23 protein-coding genes are annotated in these 22083 nt (G+C 44.2%); 8 read left to right on the top strand and 15 right to left on the bottom strand.

The window, feature by feature from the left end; translation table 11 throughout:
- The first annotated feature begins 112 nt into the window (after nucleotides 1-112).
- From E3D00_RS09160 to E3D00_RS09135, 6 genes are read left to right on the top strand one after another with little or no spacing between them, the layout of a single operon-like run.
- The gene (locus E3D00_RS09160) at nucleotides 113-1018 is read left to right on the top strand and encodes a metallophosphoesterase family protein (RefSeq protein ID WP_141461927.1); all 906 of its coding nucleotides are present in this window, start codon (nucleotides 113-115) and stop codon (nucleotides 1016-1018) included.
- Entirely contained in the window at nucleotides 1019-2176 is a 1158-nt protein-coding gene (locus tag E3D00_RS09155) for an LptF/LptG family permease (RefSeq protein WP_141461926.1), read from the top strand.
- The gene (locus E3D00_RS09150; RefSeq protein WP_141461924.1) at nucleotides 2173-3273 is read left to right on the top strand and encodes an LptF/LptG family permease; all 1101 of its coding nucleotides are present in this window, start codon (nucleotides 2173-2175) and stop codon (nucleotides 3271-3273) included. Before E3D00_RS09155 ends, E3D00_RS09150 begins: the two co-directional genes overlap by 4 nt.
- Nucleotides 3270-4070, top strand: a complete 801-nt coding sequence (locus E3D00_RS09145; protein WP_141461922.1) for a sterol desaturase family protein — start codon at nucleotides 3270-3272, stop codon at nucleotides 4068-4070. Before E3D00_RS09150 ends, E3D00_RS09145 begins: the two co-directional genes overlap by 4 nt.
- Nucleotides 4067-4822: a nucleotidyltransferase family protein gene (locus tag E3D00_RS09140; RefSeq protein ID WP_141461920.1), complete on the top strand. Its 756-nt coding sequence runs from the start codon at nucleotides 4067-4069 to the stop codon at nucleotides 4820-4822. Before E3D00_RS09145 ends, E3D00_RS09140 begins: the two co-directional genes overlap by 4 nt.
- Nucleotides 4819-5952 carry a glycosyltransferase gene (locus E3D00_RS09135; protein WP_141461918.1) on the top strand — a complete coding sequence of 378 codons (1134 nt, stop codon included), beginning with the start codon at nucleotides 4819-4821 and terminating at the stop codon, nucleotides 5950-5952. The genes E3D00_RS09140 and E3D00_RS09135 overlap by 4 nt, the downstream gene beginning before the upstream one ends.
- Here E3D00_RS09135 and E3D00_RS09130 read toward each other — a convergent pair.
- Nucleotides 5885-6772 (bottom strand): glucosamine inositolphosphorylceramide transferase family protein, encoded by an 888-nt coding sequence (locus E3D00_RS09130; protein WP_141461916.1) that lies wholly within the window; start codon nucleotides 6770-6772, stop codon nucleotides 5885-5887. The two genes, E3D00_RS09135 and E3D00_RS09130, sit on opposite strands and share 68 nt — an antisense overlap.
- A gap of 279 nt (nucleotides 6773-7051) precedes the next feature.
- Here E3D00_RS09130 and E3D00_RS09125 point away from each other — a divergent pair, with 279 nt between their 5' ends.
- Nucleotides 7052-7840 carry an inositol monophosphatase family protein gene (locus E3D00_RS09125; RefSeq protein ID WP_141461914.1) on the top strand — a complete coding sequence of 263 codons (789 nt, stop codon included), beginning with the start codon at nucleotides 7052-7054 and terminating at the stop codon, nucleotides 7838-7840.
- A 76-nt stretch (nucleotides 7841-7916) separates the two neighbouring features.
- On the top strand, nucleotides 7917-8765 hold the full coding sequence (locus E3D00_RS09120; RefSeq protein WP_141461912.1) for a lipid-binding SYLF domain-containing protein: 849 nt from the start codon (nucleotides 7917-7919) through the stop codon (nucleotides 8763-8765).
- A 44-nt stretch (nucleotides 8766-8809) separates the two neighbouring features.
- Here E3D00_RS09120 and mltG read toward each other — a convergent pair whose 3' ends face one another.
- The 14 genes from mltG to E3D00_RS09050 all read right to left on the bottom strand — a co-directional run bounded on the left by mltG (nucleotide 8810) and on the right by E3D00_RS09050 (nucleotide 22052).
- Complete coding sequence (gene mltG / locus E3D00_RS09115; protein WP_141461910.1) at nucleotides 8810-9856, bottom strand: endolytic transglycosylase MltG; 1047 nt, start codon at nucleotides 9854-9856, stop codon at nucleotides 8810-8812.
- A gap of 18 nt (nucleotides 9857-9874) precedes the next feature.
- Nucleotides 9875-11158, bottom strand: coding sequence for a beta-ketoacyl-ACP synthase II (gene fabF, locus E3D00_RS09110; protein WP_141461908.1), 1284 nt, complete (start codon nucleotides 11156-11158; stop codon nucleotides 9875-9877).
- Nucleotides 11159-11288: 130 nt separating this feature from the next.
- Nucleotides 11289-11528, bottom strand: coding sequence for an acyl carrier protein (locus E3D00_RS09105; protein WP_011253554.1), 240 nt, complete (start codon nucleotides 11526-11528; stop codon nucleotides 11289-11291).
- Between the two features lie 211 nt (nucleotides 11529-11739).
- Nucleotides 11740-12480 (bottom strand): 3-oxoacyl-[acyl-carrier-protein] reductase, encoded by a 741-nt coding sequence (fabG, locus tag E3D00_RS09100; RefSeq protein ID WP_141462457.1) that lies wholly within the window; start codon nucleotides 12478-12480, stop codon nucleotides 11740-11742.
- A gap of 11 nt (nucleotides 12481-12491) precedes the next feature.
- Nucleotides 12492-13436 (bottom strand): ACP S-malonyltransferase, encoded by a 945-nt coding sequence (gene fabD / locus E3D00_RS09095; RefSeq protein ID WP_141461906.1) that lies wholly within the window; start codon nucleotides 13434-13436, stop codon nucleotides 12492-12494.
- Between the two features lie 70 nt (nucleotides 13437-13506).
- On the bottom strand, nucleotides 13507-14244 hold the full coding sequence (locus E3D00_RS09090; protein ID WP_141461904.1) for a DUF2987 domain-containing protein: 738 nt from the start codon (nucleotides 14242-14244) through the stop codon (nucleotides 13507-13509).
- 40 nt (nucleotides 14245-14284) lie between these two features.
- A complete protein-coding gene (locus E3D00_RS09085) occupies nucleotides 14285-15733 on the bottom strand; it encodes a carbohydrate porin (RefSeq protein WP_141461902.1) in 1449 nt (482 codons plus the stop codon).
- Between the two features lie 95 nt (nucleotides 15734-15828).
- Nucleotides 15829-16449 (bottom strand): DUF799 domain-containing protein, encoded by a 621-nt coding sequence (locus E3D00_RS09080; protein ID WP_141461900.1) that lies wholly within the window; start codon nucleotides 16447-16449, stop codon nucleotides 15829-15831.
- A gap of 4 nt (nucleotides 16450-16453) precedes the next feature.
- Nucleotides 16454-16873 (bottom strand): DUF4810 domain-containing protein, encoded by a 420-nt coding sequence (locus E3D00_RS09075; RefSeq protein WP_141462456.1) that lies wholly within the window; start codon nucleotides 16871-16873, stop codon nucleotides 16454-16456.
- A 2-nt stretch (nucleotides 16874-16875) separates the two neighbouring features.
- Nucleotides 16876-17547, bottom strand: coding sequence for a CsgG/HfaB family protein (locus E3D00_RS09070; RefSeq protein ID WP_141461898.1), 672 nt, complete (start codon nucleotides 17545-17547; stop codon nucleotides 16876-16878).
- A gap of 56 nt (nucleotides 17548-17603) precedes the next feature.
- A complete protein-coding gene (locus tag E3D00_RS09065) occupies nucleotides 17604-18335 on the bottom strand; it encodes a glycine betaine ABC transporter substrate-binding protein (RefSeq protein ID WP_141461896.1) in 732 nt (243 codons plus the stop codon).
- A 71-nt stretch (nucleotides 18336-18406) separates the two neighbouring features.
- Nucleotides 18407-20422: a M13 family metallopeptidase gene (locus tag E3D00_RS09060; RefSeq protein ID WP_141461894.1), complete on the bottom strand. Its 2016-nt coding sequence runs from the start codon at nucleotides 20420-20422 to the stop codon at nucleotides 18407-18409.
- 171 nt (nucleotides 20423-20593) lie between these two features.
- Nucleotides 20594-21208 (bottom strand): Dabb family protein, encoded by a 615-nt coding sequence (locus E3D00_RS09055; RefSeq protein WP_246091420.1) that lies wholly within the window; start codon nucleotides 21206-21208, stop codon nucleotides 20594-20596.
- 22 nt (nucleotides 21209-21230) lie between these two features.
- The gene (locus tag E3D00_RS09050; RefSeq protein WP_141462455.1) at nucleotides 21231-22052 is read right to left on the bottom strand and encodes an acyl-ACP desaturase; all 822 of its coding nucleotides are present in this window, start codon (nucleotides 22050-22052) and stop codon (nucleotides 21231-21233) included.
- Between the last annotated feature and the right edge of the window lie 31 nt (nucleotides 22053-22083).

Raw genomic sequence — 22083 nt, 5'->3', positions numbered from 1 at the left:
TTCAGGTGGTCGGCGCTATGCTAGCGAGATTAGCACGGCTATGTTAATTCGACCAGCAGCATTAAAAACACACATTGTTTGTAAAATACCGCATTAAGGCTTAACTCTTCTCATGTTTAATCTGTCATCAACCCACAAGCCTCCAATGCAGAATGAAAAAGAAACTGTTTTAGCTCATATTTCAGATCCACATTTACCGCCCCCACCTATTCAGTGGCGCCAAATTATTAATAAACGTGCCCTTAGCCTATTGTCATGGAAAATTCACCGTAAAAAAGTCCACCTAGAAGAGACCTGCTCTGCTCTTATTAACGACATTACTCTTCATTCTGTGAACGCTCTTCTCGTCAGCGGAGACGTCACTAACTTTGGGACGCCTCAAGAATTTTCATCTTCAATACAGTGGTTCAATAATTTACCAGCACAACCTTTTGTTATCCCAGGTAACCATGACTGCATGGTAAAAGCCCCTTACGATGAAACTCTAAAAAAATGGCACCCATGGTCTTCAGAAGTTTACCCTTATGTGAAATTCATTAACAAAATAGCGATTATCGGTATCAACTCCGCCCTTCCGACGGCCCCTTTTATGGCTTATGGACGTGTTGGAAAAAGGCAGTTAAATACACTTGAGAAAATTTTACTCTGGCTTGAAAAATATGACTTCTGTCGGGTTGTTATGATCCACCATCCCCCCAAAAAGGGTCTTGTCCCATGGCGGAAATCTCTTCTGGATCACCGAGCAACCGCAAAAGTAATTCAAAAAGCTGGTGCTGAAATTGTCCTTCATGGCCATTCCCATAATGCAACCCTGACACACATTAAAGATACCGATATTCCTTTAATTGGCGTCGCTTCCGCGTCTCTCTCAGATATCAAAGCGTATCGCCAAGCCTGCTGGAATAAAATTACAATTACCCCTCAACACAAAACTTGGACGATAAACCTCAGCCGGCATAAAGCCGACGGAAGCATATCCGAGCGTGCTTCATGGGAGAGGCCGCGAGGCACACGTTAAATGAAACATTTTCGCATTACTCTTCTCGATAAATATCTTCTACGCCAAATGATGCCGCCTTTCATCATTGCACTGATTGTCATGATGGTCGCATTACTTCTTGAAAGACTTCTCGTCCTTTTTGACTACCTGACGTCTGCTGGGAGCTCACTCTCTACTGTTCTATCTCTACTGACAGACCTGTTACCCCACTATATCGGTATCGCACTCCCTGCCGCTCTGTGCATTTCCGTTTTCATGACGATACACAGTATGAGCGATCATCATGAAATAGACGCTCTACAAGCAGGACGAATTTCTCTTTTACAAATCAGCCGCCCTTTTATGGCTGTGGGCTTCCTGCTGTCAGCCATTAGTTTTCTTCTTTATGGCTATGTACAACCTGTCGCACGGTACGATTATCGTGCAGGTTTCTATTTTGCAGCCCATGCGGGTTGGGCGCCACACCTTCAAGCGGGCATGTTTGCTTCAACATCTGATACATCAACCATCACAGCAGATAATGTCAGCCATGCTGGCACAATGATGAAACATGTTTTCCTCCGTGTAAGTAATAAAACGAATGAAACAGCTCGTTTAATCACTGCCCAAAGAGGAATGCTCACTATCTCCAATAAAACCCGCACAACGCAACTGGACCTTTGGGATGGAGAAATAGTGGATGACCCTTTCCCGTCCAACAGCTCTCGGAAATTAATGGTTACACATTTTGCTCATGCTGTGCGTATTATCGACCGCCCTGATCAAAAACAAAATTTCCGTTCACGCGGTGCAGATGAACGTGAATTAACTCTTCTTGAGCTTGCACATGATCTGCGCCATGGTGTCCCAGGAATTGAGTATAGAACCATCCGAGCTGAGCTGGATTTCCGTATTGCCCATGCCATCAGCATCCCTTTTATCTCTGCAATTGCTGTTGCTCTAGGGATTAGTTCCCGCAGACGTCGGTCTATTTTTGGTTTAATTGCCGTTGCTGGCATTCTCATCGGATTTGACCAAATTCTTCTTTTTGGCCATAGCCTTGCCGCCACAGGTCGATTGCCTATCTGGGTAGCGATCTGGCTTCCTACTGCAATCTTCTGTATTGGATGCCCTGCAACATTGCTTCGTCGTTCCCGAGGGTCATGGGTTCGCAGAAAAGTGGTTCGCCGTTCATGAACAAATTCCCTTTCATCTCTGTGCTTGATTATTACCTTAATCGATCCTTGCTTGGGCGCTTTCTCATCTGTGAAGGTGTGCTCATCTCGTTGCTCGAAATTTTAGCCCTTCTCGAGCAAACAACTCCTATTTTAAACAGGCATCTCGGCTTTAAAGGGATCCTGACCTTCTTCTTTCTTCATCTGCCAAGCTTATATGTAGAAGTTATTCCTTTTTCTTTTCTTGTCGGCGGACTGTTCTTTTTAACTCAAATTACACTCTCAAGCGAAATATCAGCCCTGCGAGCAGCAGGCTTGTCAACCAGCGGGCTTTATAAAAAGTTTATCCCCGCCATACTCATCGTTGGATTAAGTGGCTCAATCATTAATTATTGGGTTGTTCCCCCTTGTGAAACAGCCCTCACATCATGGTGGAACAAAACAGACCCTAACGCAGAAAACCCCAACAACCCTGACCAACATACTTTATGGCTCCGCGCAGGCCTTCGCATTATCAGTATTGGGCAATATGCCAAAGGGGGGGCTTTCCTAAGAAACGTTACGATTTATCACCGCGATGAAAACGGTCTTCTTACCCAGACAGAACATGCAGATACGCTTTTTTATAAAGATAAAGCTTGGGTTCCTACTGGAACACAAAACTTAAGTCTCACCGACGATCAGTCTTTTGCAAACGTAACTCCCGGGAACGATCATTTTATCATTCCGCTCACACCCACCATGATTATGGCTCTAAGCAGAGACAACGCTATCCTTACACCTAAACAGCTTTTCGCTATTATTCATCAAGGTGCTCCAGCCAGTCTTCCACGGGCAAATTATAAAATGGCTGTGTTAAATGGCATAATTCTTCCTTTTCAGGTTGCGGTAATGCTTCTATTTGCCCTCCCAGTGATCTATATTCCCCCAAGAGCAGGCTTACGAACCCCTCTTCCAATCTATGTTCTGGCGGGAGGGCTGGGCTTGATAATCCTGCAAGGAATGATTTCTGCTCTTGGCAATGCCGGGACAATTGCTGCACCTTTAGCGGCTGGCTCGGAACCGCTATTAGGCGCACTTATAGGAATGACCTGGCTTTTGCGAATGGAGGAAATATGAGCAAGTCTAAACCATGGCATAATATGTCAGCTATTCGAACGGGCCGTAGTTTTGATCTGGGGAAAATGTCTCTCCCTCAATTGTGGTTCGCTTACCTTACTTATCCAACTATTTTATTTTATTTCGCCCTCATTATCGCCTCAACGATTAGCGGGGTGTATCTGTCTCATCCTCTATGGAAAAGCTTCTTAACCATCCCAACGGTTATCGCAATTTACCCGCTCGCTTGGTACCTTATCCATCGTTACATTCTGCATGGCCGTTGGCTTTACCGGAACCATTGGACCGCAAGCCTCTGGAAACGCATTCATTTTGACCACCACCAAGACCCTCACCTGCTTGATGTGCTGTTTGGTTCTCCCCTAAATACCGTTCCAACAATGGCAATCATTACAATGCCTGTTGGATATCTGATTAATGGATGGGGAGGCGCATTATCTGCTTTTGCAACAGCACTCGTTATGACCTGTATTTACGAATTCTTCCATTGCATTCAACATTTAGCTTATAAACCCAAATGGAAATGGGTTGCTCATATAAAACAGCTTCATGTCTTGCATCATTTTCATGATGAAAACGGTAATTATGGTATTACCAACTACGTTCCTGACCGTATTTTTGGAAGCTTTTATAAAGAATCCCGGGAGCGTCTGCGTAGCAAAAACGTCTTTAATCTGGGTTATGATCTCGAAGAGGCCAAACGCTTTCCTTGGGTCATGAAGTTAACTGGCGCTCCTCCGAAAGACCGCCCTGACTCAGCTCGACAATCTGCAAATCAAAATAGCCACGCAGCGTGAAGCTTCCTGTTCTCGTTTTAGCTGGCTCCCGTGATGGAGAACACGACCCCTTAGCAAAATTAGGGGGTGTCTCCCACAAAGCATTGCTGCCTATCCATGGGCAGTCTATGCTTTCGCGCGTTCTGAATGCCCTTCAGGCAGCAACTGAACTCGGGTCTATTACTGTTAGCATCGAAGCGCCTGATCTTATAAAATCAGATTTCCCTGCTCTGCATATCTTACCTTCACTCCCATCCCCTAGCGAAAGCGTCTATGACGGGTTAAAAACCCTCGGCACCCCATGCTTGATAACAACAGCAGACCACGCCTTATTACGCTCTGAATGGATTTCAGAATTTATAAATAACGCGCCTGATTGTGATCTCGCTGCAGCAATCGCCCTCAAATCTACGATCGAACGTGATGTTCCACACACCAAAAGAACATATATCCATTTGTCCGATATGACTTTCTCAGGGTGTAATCTTTTTTTAATGAAAACAGACAAAGCTTCTGCTGTTGTTGCCCTTTGGAAAGACTTGCAAAAAAACCGAAAACACCCTTTGAAAATGGCAAAAACATTGGGATGGGGAACACTTCTCCGTGCTCTGACTAGACGTCTTGATAGCCAGTCCCTATATCGACGTATAGAAAAATTAACCGGGGCAAAAATTCGCTTGGTCCCACTCTCTGATGGTAGAGCTGCTGTGGACGTTGATAAGCCTTCCGATTTTTATTTAGTTCAAAACATTCTTTCGCAGCGTTCCTTATGAAAATAGCTTATATTATAAACTCCCTTGAATGTGGGGGAGCTCAACTTCCAATCCCTAATATTGTTTCTCTTATTCGTGCACGCGGCGGAGATGTTACCGTTTTCGGACTAGAGAAACGAAATGGCCTAGCAATACCGCACCTTGAGCGCCATCATATTCCTTATCGAGTAAGGACAGGTTCCCTTAAAGATCATTTCTCAGCCCTTCAGTGGCTCAAGCACGAATTAAAAGAATTTCAACCTGATCTTATTTGGACTTCTTTAACGAGAGCCGCCTTATTGGGGCAAATAGTCGCAAATAAAATGAACCTGCCCATCGTTCATTGGCAACATTCGGCTCGTCTCAAACCAAGCAATGCGCTTTTACTCAAACTCTTATGTAAGCGCACGGCTCTATGGATAGCAGACTCTCCCAGTGTAGAAGATTTTACACGCAAAGCCCTTAATCTAAAAAATAACCTTACCTATTGGCCCATTTTTAGAGCAGATCCCTCTGCCCCCATTGCCAAACCATATAACGATCAGGAACCCATTCGCATCGGTTCTTTAGGCAGGCTGCATCCCGTTAAAGGCTATGACATACTCTGTGAGGCCATTCATCTCCTCAAAGACCACCCCAACCTCCCCAAGTTTGAGCTACTTTTCGCAGGAGATGGACCCGAACGTGAAAAGCTAGAGAAAATAGTCTCCGAAAAGAAACTGCCCGTGCAGTTTGTTGGGCATTGTGATGAGCCTTTTTCTTTTCTCTCCAGCCTTCATCTCTATGTACAACCTTCACATTGGGAAGGAATGTGTGTTGCAGCACATGAAGCAATGTCATGTGCCTTACCGATCATCGCAACACCTGCAGGAGAAATTCCACAAACTGTCGATGATGGCCGTTCAGGAATAATCGTTCCTTTTAATAACGCCCCGGCTTTAGCCGCCGCTCTTGCAAAACTGCTCCAAACACCTGAAAAATTACAGTTGATGGGGAGGCAATCAAGACAACGTGTCTTTAAACGCTTCGGCCCTGAAGCGTTTATAAAACACGGTCACGAAGCCATTAATCAAATCCCGGGATTTAACGTTTTAAAAGACGACGCTTCATATTCATCAAGTCCCGTTTTGGACCAATCCCAATCCGCTTAACATCAATTAACGTCACCTGACCAGCAGCAGAAAGCGTGTGGAAACCATCAGGAAAGCGATTACGTAAAACAGCTGGGGGCTCTAAAGGTACATCCGGAGTTACCTTCGGATAGTCCCCGTCCAGCCCTTCGACCTTCAAAAGACGAATTCCCCGGCCATATGTCTCCCGACAATCCTGCGTAGGCAAAAAGATTTCGCCATCAACCACAACAGGGGATCCTCCAGGACGTGCCCCTGCTCGGTCTTTCAAAAAAAGCCCTAATGATTTCCAAGGCCCCATCAAATTATCCGCTACAGAAATATTCAACGTATCCTGTCGGCTTGATTTTTCAGGAGGTGTCCAAAACATCCACCAGCGCCCTGCATAATGAAGCGGAGTGGCATCCACAGCCCCTATCGGAAAATTAAATTCCTCAACACGTTCCCAAGCAAACGGAAAATTTTTAGCCCGATAGAGGGATAAACGCTCAGAGGCATGTGCTTCTGGTAATAAGAAAATTTCACCATCATGTTCAAAAACATATGGATATGACAAATGCCATTCTTCGCTCAGCACTTCCTCACGTGTTAACAAAGTGCCATCACGATCATAAATCAGTACTTCTATAACCCCTTTAGGGTTCCGATAATCATACGCTTCTGCAAAAATATACAGCCGCCCATCACGCCAAATACCAAATGGATCAGCCAAAAACCGATGGTCGCCAATATCAGGTAAAGTTGTGACCTGAAATCCATTCAAGCTTCCCGCACGAAGCAACTCAGCTAATGGAGCATGGATAATAGCACATCGCCAATGATCTGTACGCAAAAACGGCATACTGACCTCCTCTAAGCATAAAACAACATCACAATATCAAAGAAAAGATGCACTCCAAATGACATATCGTCATATAACTTTGTGATCTTTATCCCAAAAATGAGACTTAACGTAGCACAGCAGATAACGCTTAAGATGAAGACTTAAAAGCAATGATGCGTATTAATACACAATCGCTAACGAAATTATGCTACTTCTTCTTAAAGGAGTTGTCAGCAGAATACCTTATGACAATCATAACGTTCTCTCAAACAACTCATCATACGAAATAGGATATATATGAGTTTTGACCCAATTGCTGTTCGCTTAGAAGCCGCTCGAAGTGTTGTCAGTGATGCGGCAGCACTCGCTCTATCCATGCGTCCTCCTCCAGGTGGCCCGACTGGAACACTTAAAGGCAGACAAGACTATCTTACAGAAGCAGATGGTGCTGTCGAAGCTTTAGTGAGCCAACGTATTCAAGAGCTCTTTCCAGAGGATGGCTTTCAAGGAGAAGAAGGCGGCCTTACACGCCAAGGTCGTTTCCGCTGGGTAATTGACCCCATTGATGGAACATCTAATTTTGCCCGAGGCAGAGACCGCTGGTGTGTCTCTCTTGGCCTTTTAGAACAAGATACCCCGGTGGCCGGCGTTATTAATGCTCCTGCTCTCCAAGAAGTCTTTACAGCCCGCAAAGGCTATGGTGCTTTTCTTAATGGAAAACGCATTCAAGCATCCCCTATTTCTAATCCACAAGAATCCATGATTGAAATGGGATGGTCGAGCCGTGTTTCAACAGAGTTATTTCAAGAAAAAATTAATGCAATCATGTCGTTAGGTGCCATGCCTCGCTCCGGTGGTTCTGGCGCGCTCGCTCTGGCTGATGTTGCCTGTGGCAGAAGCGATGGATACCTAGAAATCGTTATTCAACTATGGGATGTTGCAGCTGCCCTCATTATCCTTGAAGAGGCAGGAGCACGTACCTCACCCTTCCTTCAGACAGGTGGATTAACAGGAGGCGCTACCATATTGGCTGCAGCACCCGGTATTTCTGAAGCCTTATCCCAAGCAGTGAACGTTAAATTTTAAACGCATTCCGACATTATACGTATTCTTGGAATGTCTGTTACACTCGCATGAATTAAATATGTTAAAAGGTAATCCCATGACCTTATCTGGTCTTTTTCGTTCAACAACTCTTCTAACTGTTGGATTGTCAGTACTCACCGCCTGCTCGAATGAACCTCAAACAACAGCAAGTGATCAGCAAATCACAGTTGATCATGCGACGCTGGCTGTGCAGGATCTATTTGCTAAGACAACCGCCAACTCTCGCTCCCAGAAGCTGTTGGCCCAAGCAAAAGCCGTCATGATCTGCCCATCGATCTTTAATATGTCTATCGCTTTTGGTGGTTCGGGCGGTCGATGCGTGCTTATGAGCCGTGATGCTCGTGGTTCTTGGTCAGACCCTGCTTTTTACCGCCTACACTCTGGTTCTTTCGGCCTGCAACTAGGGGTTCAAAATGAAGAGCTCATCTTCTTCATTATGTCCAAGCGTGGCATTCAGGCTCTATTAGATAGCCAATTCAAGTTTGATGCTTCGGCCTCTGCTTCTTTCGCATCCATTGGCACAGGCCTTGAAGACAGTACCGCTGGAGCAAAAAATACAGACATCTACGCAGCTCAAAAAGCCCAAGGACTGTATGCAGGTGCAGCGATAGGTGGTTCAAAGCTAACATCGGATAGTGGTGCAAACCGTGCCTACTACAACCAAAGTGTTGGCCCTGAAGATATTATTATAACGATGAGGGTGAATAACCCTGCCGCAGACCCTTTGCGCCGCGCTATGATGAACGCCGCTAAACTACCTGCGGCATCCAATGCGAGTGCTTCAACGGCTTCCGCCAACACGTCAGAAACGAATATTGACCCAGTACAAGACAATGCGCCGTCTACGCAGAGATCAAGCATTACCAGTCAATCTTTAGCACCTATTCAACATCGTCACCGATAAGCGATTGATAGGGCTCTCTCCCAATTAATAGATTGGGGGAGAAGCTAATGACTACCTGAGGACAAAACTTTATGGTGATAGGCTCGGATATTATTATTTTGTTCTTTTAAATTTTCTGAAAAATTATGTCCTCCATTCCCATTTGCAACAAAATATAATTCCTTACCATCAGCAGGGTGGGCTGCTGCGAATAGAGAACTTTTACTGGGCGCACAAATTGGCCCTGGCGGTAATCCTGTTTCTAAATATGTATTATAAGGATTAGGGGTCATCAGATCAGCATGCGTAAGGGGATGATCTAACACCCCACTCCCATCGCTTAAACCATATATCACAGTTGGATCGGTCTGTAACCGCATGCCAAGTTTTAAACGATTCAAAAAAACACGCGCAACCCTTGGCCTTTCATTCGGCAGAGCTGTTTCTTTCTCAATCAACGAAGCAATAATTAACAAATCTTGTGGTGTTTGAACTAATCCATCCAACGCAAGCATATCTCGCTTATTCCAAGCATCATTAAGATTTTTCTCCATAATGCTATGCAAGCGCTCCACAATGCTTTGTCTGGGTGTTCCCAAAACATACGCTAGCGTTTGAGGAAAAACTGTTCCTTCTTGAATTTCCGTCAATTTTCCAGATAAAAAAGGCGCATTATTTATTATGTCTACAATTTTTTTAGACGTAATTCCTTCAGGAATAGTTAATTGATGCGAGATAGGCTTTCCATGACGCAAAATTTCTAAAACATGCGCCATAGAAACATGCGCAGGAAATTGAAACTCCGCCGCGTGTATGGACCCCTCTTTATGAGTTATAAAAGCTGCGCCGCGAAAAAAAACACGCGATGTCCACGTTGGAGAGACTATTCCAGCCCCTTGCAGAGCCTCAACAACAGTTAAATTACTGCCGTGAGGCACAACAAATACTTTATTCTCTGGTAATGGGCCGGGGTCAGTATAATGACCATAACCAGCCATACCAGCGATAATTACAAATACTGGGGCTAAAAAAAATAATGCCTTACGACCAAACTTAGGAGGAAGAAGTGGCTTTTTTACTTCTTCATCTTCTTCCAATTGGTCTTCTGGCATTAGTTTAATACACCCACATTAATCTTCAACACGTTTCAATACAATACTGGCGTTCGTCCCGCCAAAACCAAAGCTATTTGATAAGGCAACATTGATTTTTCTTTGTTGCGCTTTCAGAGGAACCCGGTCAATCACGCTCTCACGGGCAGGGTTCTCTAGATTTAACGTTGGAGGAACGACCCCATCACGAATAGCTTGTAAGCAGAAAATTGCCTCTACCGCGCCAGCAGCGCCTAAAAGATGCCCGATAGAAGATTTTGTAGAAGACATCACTAAATTCTTCGCATGATCACCAAAGAAACGCTCTACAGCCTCTAACTCAAGGTCATCAGCCATCGTTGATGTCCCGTGAGCATTCACATAATCAATGTCTGATGGAGCCATATGACTGTTTTTAAGAGCTGCCTTCATCGCGCGGAAAGCACCTTCATGCCCTTCTGCTGGCGCCGTAATATGATGAGCATCTCCTGACAAACCGTAGCCGGCGACTTCGCCATAAATTTTGGCGCCCCGTCGTTTAGCATGTTCGTATTCTTCTAAAACGACCACGCCAGCTCCCTCACCCATAACAAAACCATCACGGTCTTTATCCCATGGACGAGACGCTTTTGTAGGGTCCTCATTAGAGCCAGTCGATAAGGCTCTTGCTGAACAGAAACCAGCAATTCCTAAAGCACAGATAGCCGCTTCTGCACCGCCAGCGATCATGACATCTGCATCCCCATACTGAATGAGACGAGCAGCATCCCCAATCGCATGTACGCCTGTTGCACAAGCGGTTACAGCAGCATGGTTGGGACCTTTAAATCCATACCGGATCGAAAGGTGGCCAGAAATCAGATTAATTAATGCCGAAGGGATAAAAAATGGTGATAAACGACGGGCTTTCCCACTCGAAACCGTTAACGAGCCTTCATAAATCGTTTGAAGGCCGCCAATACCAGAGCCAATCATAACCCCTGTAGCACAGCGATCATCTTCGCTCTCTGGTTTCCATCCCGAGTCTTCAACTGCTTGAATCGCAGCAACCAATCCTAGATGGATAAACCGATCCATCTTCTTCTGATCTTTAGTGGGGATCCAATCTGATAAGGTCAGACCGCCTTCATCTGTTGGGCCTTCAGGGACTTGCCCTGCAACTTGGGCAGGCAACTCAGAAGGATCGAAATGTGTAATCCGCTGAATACCAGACTGGCCTTCAATTAGGCGTTTCCAAGTCCGTTCTGCGCCTACCGCTAATGGGCTCACGACACCGATACCCGTGACGACGACACGTCTTCCGTTTGTTGTTGTCCCGCTCATCGATGCTTCTAGCCTCACATTATAGCTTTATTTTTCGATTTTTAATTCTTTTGTAAGAAATATATCGTTTTTAGCTTCATCTCACAATAGAATAAAAAGGGTCAGTAAAGACTGACCCTTTTTTCATTCTTTAAGCAGCTTTTTGTTTTTCGATATAATCAATAGCATCTTTTACTGTGGCAATTTTTTCTGCTGCATCTTCAGGAATTTCAACAGAAAAAGCTTCTTCAAAAGCCATTACCAACTCAACTGTATCAAGGCTGTCTGCACCTAGATCATCGATAAATGATGCATCTGGTGTAACCTTGCTTTCGTCAACGCCGAGGTGTTCAACTACGATTTTCTTCACCTTATCAGCAATGTCGCTCATCTGTTCATTCCTTTTGCCCATAGTGGGCGTTGTAAAACTAAACTGCTGCCTACCAGTTTGATGGTCTTTTGCAAACCATTTTCGGTCGGCTATTTCTCTCCAGAGAAATGCTGCTGCCGACCGAAGGAGACATCAAACATTCATCAGCCAAGCAAAGCACGGGGCGCTTAGCACAATTTTACCTAAAACGCCAAGTCTTGACTATTAAACATTACACCATGGCCATTCCGCCATTCACATGCAACGTCGTTCCTGTAACCCATCCAGCTTCTTCAGAAGACAAATAAACCACGGCTGAAGCTACGTCTTCTGGGTTCCCCATTCGACCAAGAGGTATAGAGCCTACCAGCTTTTCTTTGATATTTTCTGGCAAAACATCCGTCATTGGTGTTTCAATAAAACCAGGCGCTACGACATTCACGGTAACCCCTCTAGGCCCCGCTTCTTGAGCAAGAGATTTACTCATGCCCACGATTCCAGCTTTAGCAGCTGCGTAATTCGCCTGCCCCGCATTTCCTGTCGTGCCGACAACAGAAGCAATTGAAATAATTCGCCCTGAACGGCGACGGAGCATTCCTTTTAAGGCAGAACGTGCGAGACGGAACGGACTCTCTAAATCAACTGTCATCACTTGAGACCAGTCACTGTCTTTCATGCGGATAGCAAGGGTATCGCGCGTCAAACCAGCGTTGTTTACAAGAATGTCTAAAGGCATACCCGCAATTTCTTCAGCTTTAGCGACCAATCCATCCGCTTCAGAAGCATCTGAAAGATTAGCTACAGCGATGTGAACACGTTCACCTAAACTATCCGCTAACTCTTTTAACGCACTTTCACGCGTACCACTCAAAACAACCGTAGCACCTTGAGCATGTAAATGCCGAACAATTGCTGCGCCTATTCCTCCAGACGCGCCTGTTACTAATGCTAATTTACCAGAAAGAGAGAACATCATTTTATTCCTTAAAGTGCCTTCAACAAAGCTTCTAATTCAGCTGGATTGCCTGCATTATCTACCGCCACATCAGGAGCAATACGCCGAGCTAGACCAGATAACACTTTCCCAGAACCGAGCTCATGCATCTTCTCAACACCATCTTCAACCATGGCCATAACGCTTTCACGCCAACGTACGCTTCCTGTCACCTGCTGAACCAATAACTCACGAATTGTATTAAAGTCTGTTACTTTGAGTGCCGTAACATTCGCAACGACTGGAACTTCTGGATTCTTTAGCTTTGCTTGAGCAAGAGCCTCTTCCATTTCCCGTGCAGCAGGTGCCATTAACGACGAGTGGAACGGCGCTGACACAGGAAGCTTTAGCGCTCTTTTGATTCCTTTATCTTTAGCAAGCTGAACGGCACGATCAATCGCAGCCATCTGCCCAGAAATAACGATTTGTCCCCCGCCATTATCGTTCGCTATTTCTAAAACCTGTCCTTGAGCCGCTTCTTCACAGATGAGTTTAGCTTGCTCCGCATCTACGCCCAAAAGAGCAGCCATCCCACCTTCTCCCGCAGGAACAGCTCTTTGCATCGCTTGCCCTCGCAAACGCAGTAACCGCGCCCCTTCAGCAACCCCTAAAGTACCTACCGATGCTAATGCTGAGTACTCCCCCAAGGAGTGACCCGCTACTAAGCGAGCTTTTTCTCGTAAAGAGAAGCCACCTTCTGTTTCAAGCGCTCTCACAACGGCTAAAGAAACGGCAAATAAGGCAGGTTGTGTATTTTCTGTTTTTGTAAGCTCGTCTGCATCTCCTTCAAACATCAGCTTTGAAAGATGTTGACCTAGAGCATCATCAACTTCCTGAAAAACAGCTCGTGAGGCAGAGAACGTCTCATAAAGAGATTTTCCCATTCCAACAGATTGACTACCCTGACCTGGAAAAACAAAAGCATGAACTGACATGGATATCCCTAATACCCTAAAAAAATCTTTTGTTTGATGCTAGCTCCTACCCAATCTGTCAAACCCTCACTCACTCTTGAGGAATAAAAGTAACGTACGCATCTCCTGGAATTTTCACTCTTATCCGCCGGAAGGGTTTGTTCGAATAAAAGATTGTCTCTTTAGGGTATGATTGTGGACGTAAAGAAACCGTTATGGGTTCTAAACTGCGGTTTTCATCTAACGTTTGAGTTTTCCCTTGAGTTTGAGCAATAAGCTGAGAATTAGGGGCAAGATCTATTTTAAAGTAATGAGCATCTGGCATAAACCAAGAAAAAACCACGCCCGTTACATCTTCTATGCAATTATCAACCTGCCCAAGCCACCGCCTAGCTTCAGCACCACTGAACTCTTTTATATCTGCCTTTTTTATTACCATCGAAAGTTCCATACGAACTCGATTATGAATGTATTTTTTCTGTAAAATAGGTGGGTTCTCTTGTTTTAACTCCGCACTCCGAGGGAAATGTAAGTCTCTATCTTTTCCTAAAAATAATGGGATATCTCCATGGCGACTATGAATAACCAAATCGGCTAATGAAGGGATATCGTGGTTTGGTAATAAGTCACCAATAAACCGCAAAGAGAATCCTACGCGATCTTTTAACGGAAATTGATTAAACTTTTCATAAACATGCTCAATATCGCTATATTGGGCTACTTTTATAGCCCTATCCCCAACCACATTAATAACCTCATCTTTTGCAAACGAGCCATTTGCAAAAGACAAAGCTGCAATCAACAAAGCCCCTTTATAAAGTCGTTTCATACCATCCCATTTACAATCTAATTCTATTTTCGAAACATATTTACATAAACTGAATATGACTTTTAAAGCCTAACAATGCCGCATCTTTTAAATTATTCTGCGCATTCGGGTTTATATAATACTCAAATAGTGGCGTAAAAATAACCCCTCGCATGACGTGAATAGCATAGTTCAACTCTAAAACCATGGCATCGCGTTGAACACCCGTTGCATGGTTTGGTAATTTTTCTCCCTTTGTTAAAAAATACCCTTCTGAGCGCGTCACTCCACTCGCTATTTTCGTATATGTAAATGATAGATTAAGGCTGTCATAAGGTCTTGATTCTATAAATCCACGATTGATAAGCGCAGCATAAACTTCATATTTTCGAAGAGATGTCTGCGGATCATTATAGATCACACCAGTAAGCGCCGTTAAACCTGAATCTTTTGCACGATAATGTATAATTCTTTGGTCAAACATTCCCCACGTTGACCAAGATGCACTGTGTTGTTTTTGTTTGTCTTTTGTTAAAACATAAGGCATTCCTGCCTCATCATAAAAATTATCACTTTGAGGAGTGCTGAAAAGCTGCGCTCCAAACTTATAATGCCCGGGTAAAGTACCGTGCCCTAAAACAGGCTCAAACCCTACTTCCAATGGTGCTGTGTAACCAATAATATTCGCACCATTAAATTTAAATCCTGTTCTATGTTGATAGTTTTGATAAATGCCATTTTCAATCGGATAAACACCAGTTTGAATATAAAGCGACCGTGCAGGACGCCCACGAACACGAAACCCCCACGTTGAAGCTGGGTAACCTGCTGCGTAATTCGTGTCTGTTATACCTTTAGGGCGCCCGCACATACTTCCATTTTGAAAGTTACAAAATAATGAACTTGCTGCAAAATCGGAGATTTCAGCCATTCGTCCAGCAGCAATCGCCAGACGACCACCCAATAAAGTCTCTTCTCCGTACATATATACCAAGTGAACGACAACGTTCCCACCACCGCCATAATCTTCTGATGCGTGGTTTAACCAATCCCCAAACATTCTGTTAGCGGTTGTTCCGTAACGACCCACTGTAATCATATGAGTTGCAAAACCACGCAAACCCGCTAATTTTTCCCAGTTAAGATCAAGCTGCATAGCATATTGCCCAGCATCACTTGCCCCTTGGTTATAATTTTCAAAACCCGGCGTATTCCCTTTTGTGGGGGAAGTGATAGCGCCCGCAAATTCATTTGTATTATCAAGAAGAAAATTTATTCCTCTTGCACGAAGCCAAATCGACAGTGGATTGGAATAGATTTCTTCAGGCGTAGAAAACGCAGGAACACTCGTTTTCCATGGAGCGCTATGTGTCAATGGAGTTTCCACCAAGATACTTGGTGCACTACCAATATTCCTATCCATAACCTGTGCAAATACAGGCTGGTACCCGATACACGATACAAAGGCACAGGCTGATACAAATAAAGAATATCGTTGAAAATGACGCATAAAATACCCAGTGTTGCTTAAGTCATTCTATGCGGCAAATATTAACCAATATAAAATCAACTTTTTTTCATTTTTAAACAGAAAAAAAGTTGATTTTACTTTTGTTGACCATAATTAGGAGCCCTCGGCCCTAACAAAATACCTCTATCCGAATGGGCATCTAACAATTGATTCGCTGCAGCACCTGCGACAGGAAAAGAAGCATCCGAGGCTGATGAAATAATTTGATTTAAAAGAGCCCCTATTAAACCATTATTCTCATTAATGAAGTTACTGCTCCCTTCCCAAATCGTTACACCATTCCGCAGATCAACCAACCGTGCATTAAGCGCAACAGTCGTATTACTTGCAACGACCATGTAAGAAGTACCATATCGCTCAACTGAGGTGTATAAAGCGGCATCTGCTCCATAGATTTGACGTAATTTTTGATACGGGATCCCGGCTGCATCATCCGGGGTGGTAACACCATTACGCTTAAACGTCTCATCTACAACGCTCACAGGAAATACATAATATCCTGCTTCCGCTAAAGGCATGCTCAACTGAGACATCACACCATAAGGCGCTTTAATATCGACGGTATGATTAACAGGAGGCATAATCAAAATCGATGAAGGATTGCTCCTATGATAGGCCGTATAATCATAAGGAGCCTGCCCAGCGCATCCAGACAGAAAAGCACTAAGTAACAAAAAGCCATTTAGTTTTCGCAAAGTTTTAACTCCCGCTCTTTAAAGAGGAAGGTGTTTTTGCCCCGGATGGTTGGGTCGATAGAGGCAGATTTGCAGAGGATTTTAACAGAAAATCCATATATGTTTTTGATTCTGGAAAAATCTTCTCTTCCGTTAAAAAAGCTGTTTGAGCTTTTTCGTATTGCCCTGTCTCAGAATATAACAATCCCAAATGAGCATAATACCCTGGAGGTAAACTCAAATTTTTACTCTGAGCTTTTTGAATGTTTTTTTCCAAATCAATAATCTGTTCTTCAGGAGAGGTCTTTTTCTCAAAGTATGAATAAAGTTGTTTCTGATAATCCCCCCAATAATACAAAGGGCGCTCCCCTCCAGAACACCCCGTTAAAGAAACTAACCCCGCAATAAGGAAATACGGGAAAAAGAGATATTTAAATGCACACATTTTCATCGAGAAGGTGTCCAAGCACCACCATCAATGGCTTTCACCAGATGATTAACGGCTTCACGAATAGCTAAATCCAGTACTTTTCCATTCAATGTTGAATCGTAAGTAGAAAAGCCACCAAACCCTACAACTTCTCGATTTGATAACTGGTACTCACCTGCCCCTTGCGTTGAATAAACAACCGAAGACGTAGCCGTATCAACAATGTTCAAATTAACCTTGGCATAAGCGACCTGAGCTTTTCCGCGCCCTAAAAGACCGAATAACTCTTGGTCTCCTACTTCTTTACGGCCAAATTCTGTTACATCACCGGTAATAACATACCGAGCTCCGTGGATTTGAGCCTTCGTATGCGAGAAGCCATTTTCTTGAGTAAGCTGGGCCAAATTATCCCGATCCAATACATCAAAATGGTTCGTTTGCTGTAGATCAGTTTCCAAAAGTGTTTTGGCTTGGCTTCCTAATGTATCTGTTCCACCAGAAAATATGCCGCGCATATATGTTGAGCGATTATCAAACTGTCCGATAGAAACAGGTTGGCGAACCCCGGTATAAACGCTGTTTACTGAAGCAACCTGTGGCACCTCCACAGAGCGAGAAGATTCGGTTGCACAGCCTGCTAAGAAAAAGAAAGCACCAGCCACTAAACCTGAAGATATATTTTTTTTCATTTTCCCTCTCCCCATCAATTTTCTAAAACAATACACACAAAAAGGTCTATTTTCTTTTAAGCATCACGTGGAATTAGTCTTCCTCTTTGCCACGCCTCTGCAGCATCATCAGGATCTTGCCCTTCAACCCCAATAATATAATCCAAAGCGCTCATCACCTTATTACCCAACATCATCTCAGAAAGTTCATCCAAAAGATCACTATCAGCGTGACGGGCAACCTCCTCGCGGATAACGATGCGAGCGGACATTTCTTTCCCTAATAAAAAGTCTGGATCTGCCACAGGGGTTAATAAGGACGTATGAAAAACAGCGTGCGGTTGCGTTACCACTACAAGTACTTTTTCATTACTCTCCTGCGCATCTCTCAAACGATCGATTAATGCTGCCTCTCCGACAACTTCAAGTGGAAGTTCCGCCAACAATGGTAATTTCTTCAATGCTTCTTGAAGAACATCATGGCTATCATCGGTAACAATAATACGTTCAACATTCTTCTCTGTGATTTCTTTCACAGGAGGAAGATCTGACAAACCAGCAAAAACGACTTGAGGTTGATACAAATCTCCAATGACCCTTGTATTCAACTGAGACAATTTATCATCTCGCGGGAACCAGGCTGAAACAAGAACATCAACTTCTTTTTGTTTAATCGAATCAATTACGTCTTCTTCATCTAAATCAACAAACTCCACGTCCACCTCATGAGCCTCAAGCACACGGGCTACGGCACTCGCACACCCTGCATGAAGAGACGTATACAGATGTCCAATTGTCATTTGTGTCATAATGAAAAACCCAATTAATAAATGAAAAACGTGAGGCCTTCGTAAGCCCCACGCCACCTTTTGTCACGTCCTTACCAGATTTTTACGCGCTGATCAGGAGCGAGATAAAGTTTATCACCCGCTTTTACGCCAAAAGCATCATACCATGCATCAATGTTATGCGCTGGTATATTAACCCGTGTTACAGCGGGAGCATGTTCATTTGAGAGCATCTGTCGGCGTAGCGCATCGGGACGATCTTTCTCCCGCCAGACCTGAGCCCATCCCAAAAATACCCGCTGATCCCCTGTTAAGCCATGAACCGTCGTCTCTGGTTTTCCATGCAGCGAGTCACGATAGGCTTGTAGACCTAAGTTCATCCCTCCCAAATCAGCGATGTTTTCACCCATCGTCATTTTACCGTTCACATGAACACCCGGTAAAGGTTCCTGAGCGTCATATTGCGCTCCAAGACGATCGGCCAGTTTTTGAAAAGCATCACTGGATGCTTTTGACCACCAATCATGCAAACGCCCATGCTCATCATAATGACGGCCTTGATCATCAAAACCATGGCTCATTTCATGACCAATCACGCCACCAATCGCACCGTAATTAACCGCCATATCTCCTTTAGGATCAAAGAAAGGAGCCTGTAAAATTGCTGCGGGGAAAACAATTTCATTCATGGTTGGATCATTATAGGCATTGACCGTTTGTGGTGTCATATCCCACTCATCACGATCAACTGGATGATCAAGCTTCGTTAACTCATGCTGCCAGTTAAACGCGATCCCTCGAATGGCATTGCCATATACATCGCCTTTTTGCACCACATAATGGCTATAATCCCACCATTTTTTGGGATACCCAACCTGAATAGCAAAATGATCCAGCTTATTTAGCGCTGCTTTACGGGTCGGTTCATCCATCCACGTATTATGCGTTAATCTTTCGTGGAAGGATGCTTTCACCTCTTGGACAAGAGCGGTGATCTGCTCTTGCGCAGATGGCGGGAAATAGCGGGATACATATATTTTCCCTAACGCCCACCCCATCGAACTATTTGTCGCATTTACAGCGCGTTTCCAACGCGGTGATTGCTGCGTAATCCCAGATAGCGTTTTTCCATGGAAATCAAATGCGGCATCTGAAAAATCATGTGAAAGGAAGCCAGCAGCATTATCCACTAAACGAAAAGCAAGCCACGCCTGTAACACATTATTATCTGTATGTTTTAAAACACGCGCTATGGCTGCAATCCCCTGAGGCTCTCTTACATCAACCAGCCGTTCAGATAAGCCTTCTTTAGGTAAGCCTGCCGCTGCAAAAAAACTCATCCAATCGAAATCAGGCGCAATGCTCCCTAACTTCGCAACCGACATTGGATTATACATCTTCAACGGATCACGTGTTTGATCCCTTGGCACTTCCACTTTTGCCAAAGTCGTTTCTAAATCAACAATGGCCTGTGCATTATGTGCAGCATCTGGCCATTTTGCCAACGTAAGTATCTTTGCAATATAAGCTTGATACGCCTTTTTCTTTTCACTCAATTTGGGGTTTGTATAATAACTAATATCAGGAAGCTCTAAACCTCCCTCCACCCCAATACTCATTCCTTGATCCAGCATTAAAATATAACGAGAGGGATCTTTTTGGTCCTGTTCCACACCAAACTGGAACGTGCTGAAACCGAATGAATGCGCTGAAGATCCAAAGGCTTTTGCAAAATCAGTCGGTGTTTTAACGGCCCGAATAGCCGCAAGATCATGCGCCAGAGGCTTCGCGCCCAACCGGTCTACAGCACCCTGATCAAGATAACTGGCGTAAAATGTACCAATCTTTGAAAGATCATCTGTTGGTTTTTCAGAAGTATGTTTTTCAGCATCTTCCAATATCGCTTTTTGGCGCTCAAGAGACAATTCATATAAAATACGGAAAGGGCCATAACTGCTCATGTCCGAAGGGATCTGCAAATTTTTCAAATATGTCCCATTCGCATATTCAAAGAAATTATTCCCCGGTTTAACAGCTCGATTCATTCCAGCTTCATCAAAGCCCCACCCCGCATTATAACCTGCTGCTTGAGCGCTAAAAGAGATCATACTGACAGCCAGCGCTAAACTACTTACGCCCAGCTTAAGATTTTTTCTCTTGAATGAATTTAATCTCACATTTGACCTCTTGATCTTGAGTAATGCTCCATCATGAGGTCAAAAAGATCATTCCGTCAAAGAGACATTTATGAAATGAAGTTTATTTTATTCTTCACGTCCTCAATGCTTCCGCTTTTTAGATGAAACATCCTTATTCATCACAGCACGAACATTATAATCAAACACTAAAACTTTCTCGATATAAGGTGCAGAAAACTGCACAAAAGCTTCATGTGCAGGGTCAAAATACTGAGGATCGGTGACGACAGGCTTTCCAATAAAATAATTCCGATCTCCTTCCGACCTGAAGCTTACAACAAAAATTTGTTGAAACCCGTAGCTTAAGCCAGACCCCGTACTTTGATCACCATATTCAATCGATTTAATGACGGCCTTCCCGTTCGGGCGTCGACTATCTTGTGCCAAGTGTAAAAAGCGGCGTGTCACTTCATTGCGTTGGTCCATTGTGGTGCCTTCTTTATACCGAAGCATTACCACATGACGAACATTCCCCTCCTGCCAATCTGGGGCTGTAAATTTTGCATATCCAACTTGATGAGCATATTGCTGCAATGACAAACCTTCAGCACTCAGTGCATTCGGTGCCGTGGGGCCATACCCAGCAATTGGCAAATAATACGGAGCGGCCGAAGCCTCTCCGTGTTGCGCCAAAATCAATAAAGACGTTCCTAATACAATCTTTAACCAACTCTGACGAAATGTCTTTTTTTGCATAATCATTTACAGCCCCTCGCCCTTATACCGCAGCCTGCCGGATAAAGCTTTTCTGTCTCCACTTAATCAAACGATACACACCCTTAGCGGCAAGTTTTTGCCAACGCGAATGTGGTGTAAAACCAATGGTCTTAAAAATCATGGCCGTCACACGATCAATATGTTTCGGCTGATAAAAACCCATCGCTTTTGACATATAGGCCGCAATGCACCGTTTATGATCATACGGCACACCAACAGGTTCGTTCGTCGTATGATAAGCCGATGCAAGCTCATCATCTTCACTTTCGGTCACACGGCCCAAAGCAATACGAGTTCTTTCCCATACGCTTAGTTTCTCCCGTTTTAAGTAACGGTGCATATGGTCATAAAAGAGTTTAAAATGTCTGTATTCATCGGCGGCAATCTGCTTACAAATTGCTTTTAACAACGGCTCCTCCGTTGCATCAGCCAGTGCCGTATAAAAAGACGATGTCCCTGTCTCCACCATACAGCGCGCGATCAATTCTCCTGTCCGCGAGCCACGAATAGACGCGTCCACATCGGCTTCAATCGTATAGGAAGCACGATACCGCGTCACAGCAGATTCATAATCCCACTCAGGATCAGCAAGCATGGCCCAGCGCCCTAAAGCATCCCCATGCTGGACCTCTTCAACAGCCCAATTTGCTGCGGCCTCACTAAAATCTGGGTCCCCTACAAACACATGTTTGAGGTACTCTGCATAGTCCAAACCGTTTTTTTCCACCACTGATGCTGACTTTACTAGTGGAATAATATTCGGATCTACCTTAGATGGATCAAAAGAATTCCAATCCATCTGCTCAATTCGCCAGTGTTTCATTACTTTGCCTCGTCCATTTCCCTGCTCATAT

Source organism: Swingsia samuiensis (assembly GCF_006542355.1).
Classification (GTDB): Bacteria; Pseudomonadota; Alphaproteobacteria; order Acetobacterales; family Acetobacteraceae; genus Gluconobacter; species Gluconobacter samuiensis.
The sequence above is the reverse complement of the archived record's forward strand: the minus strand, read 5'-3'. Positions and strand labels throughout refer to the sequence as shown.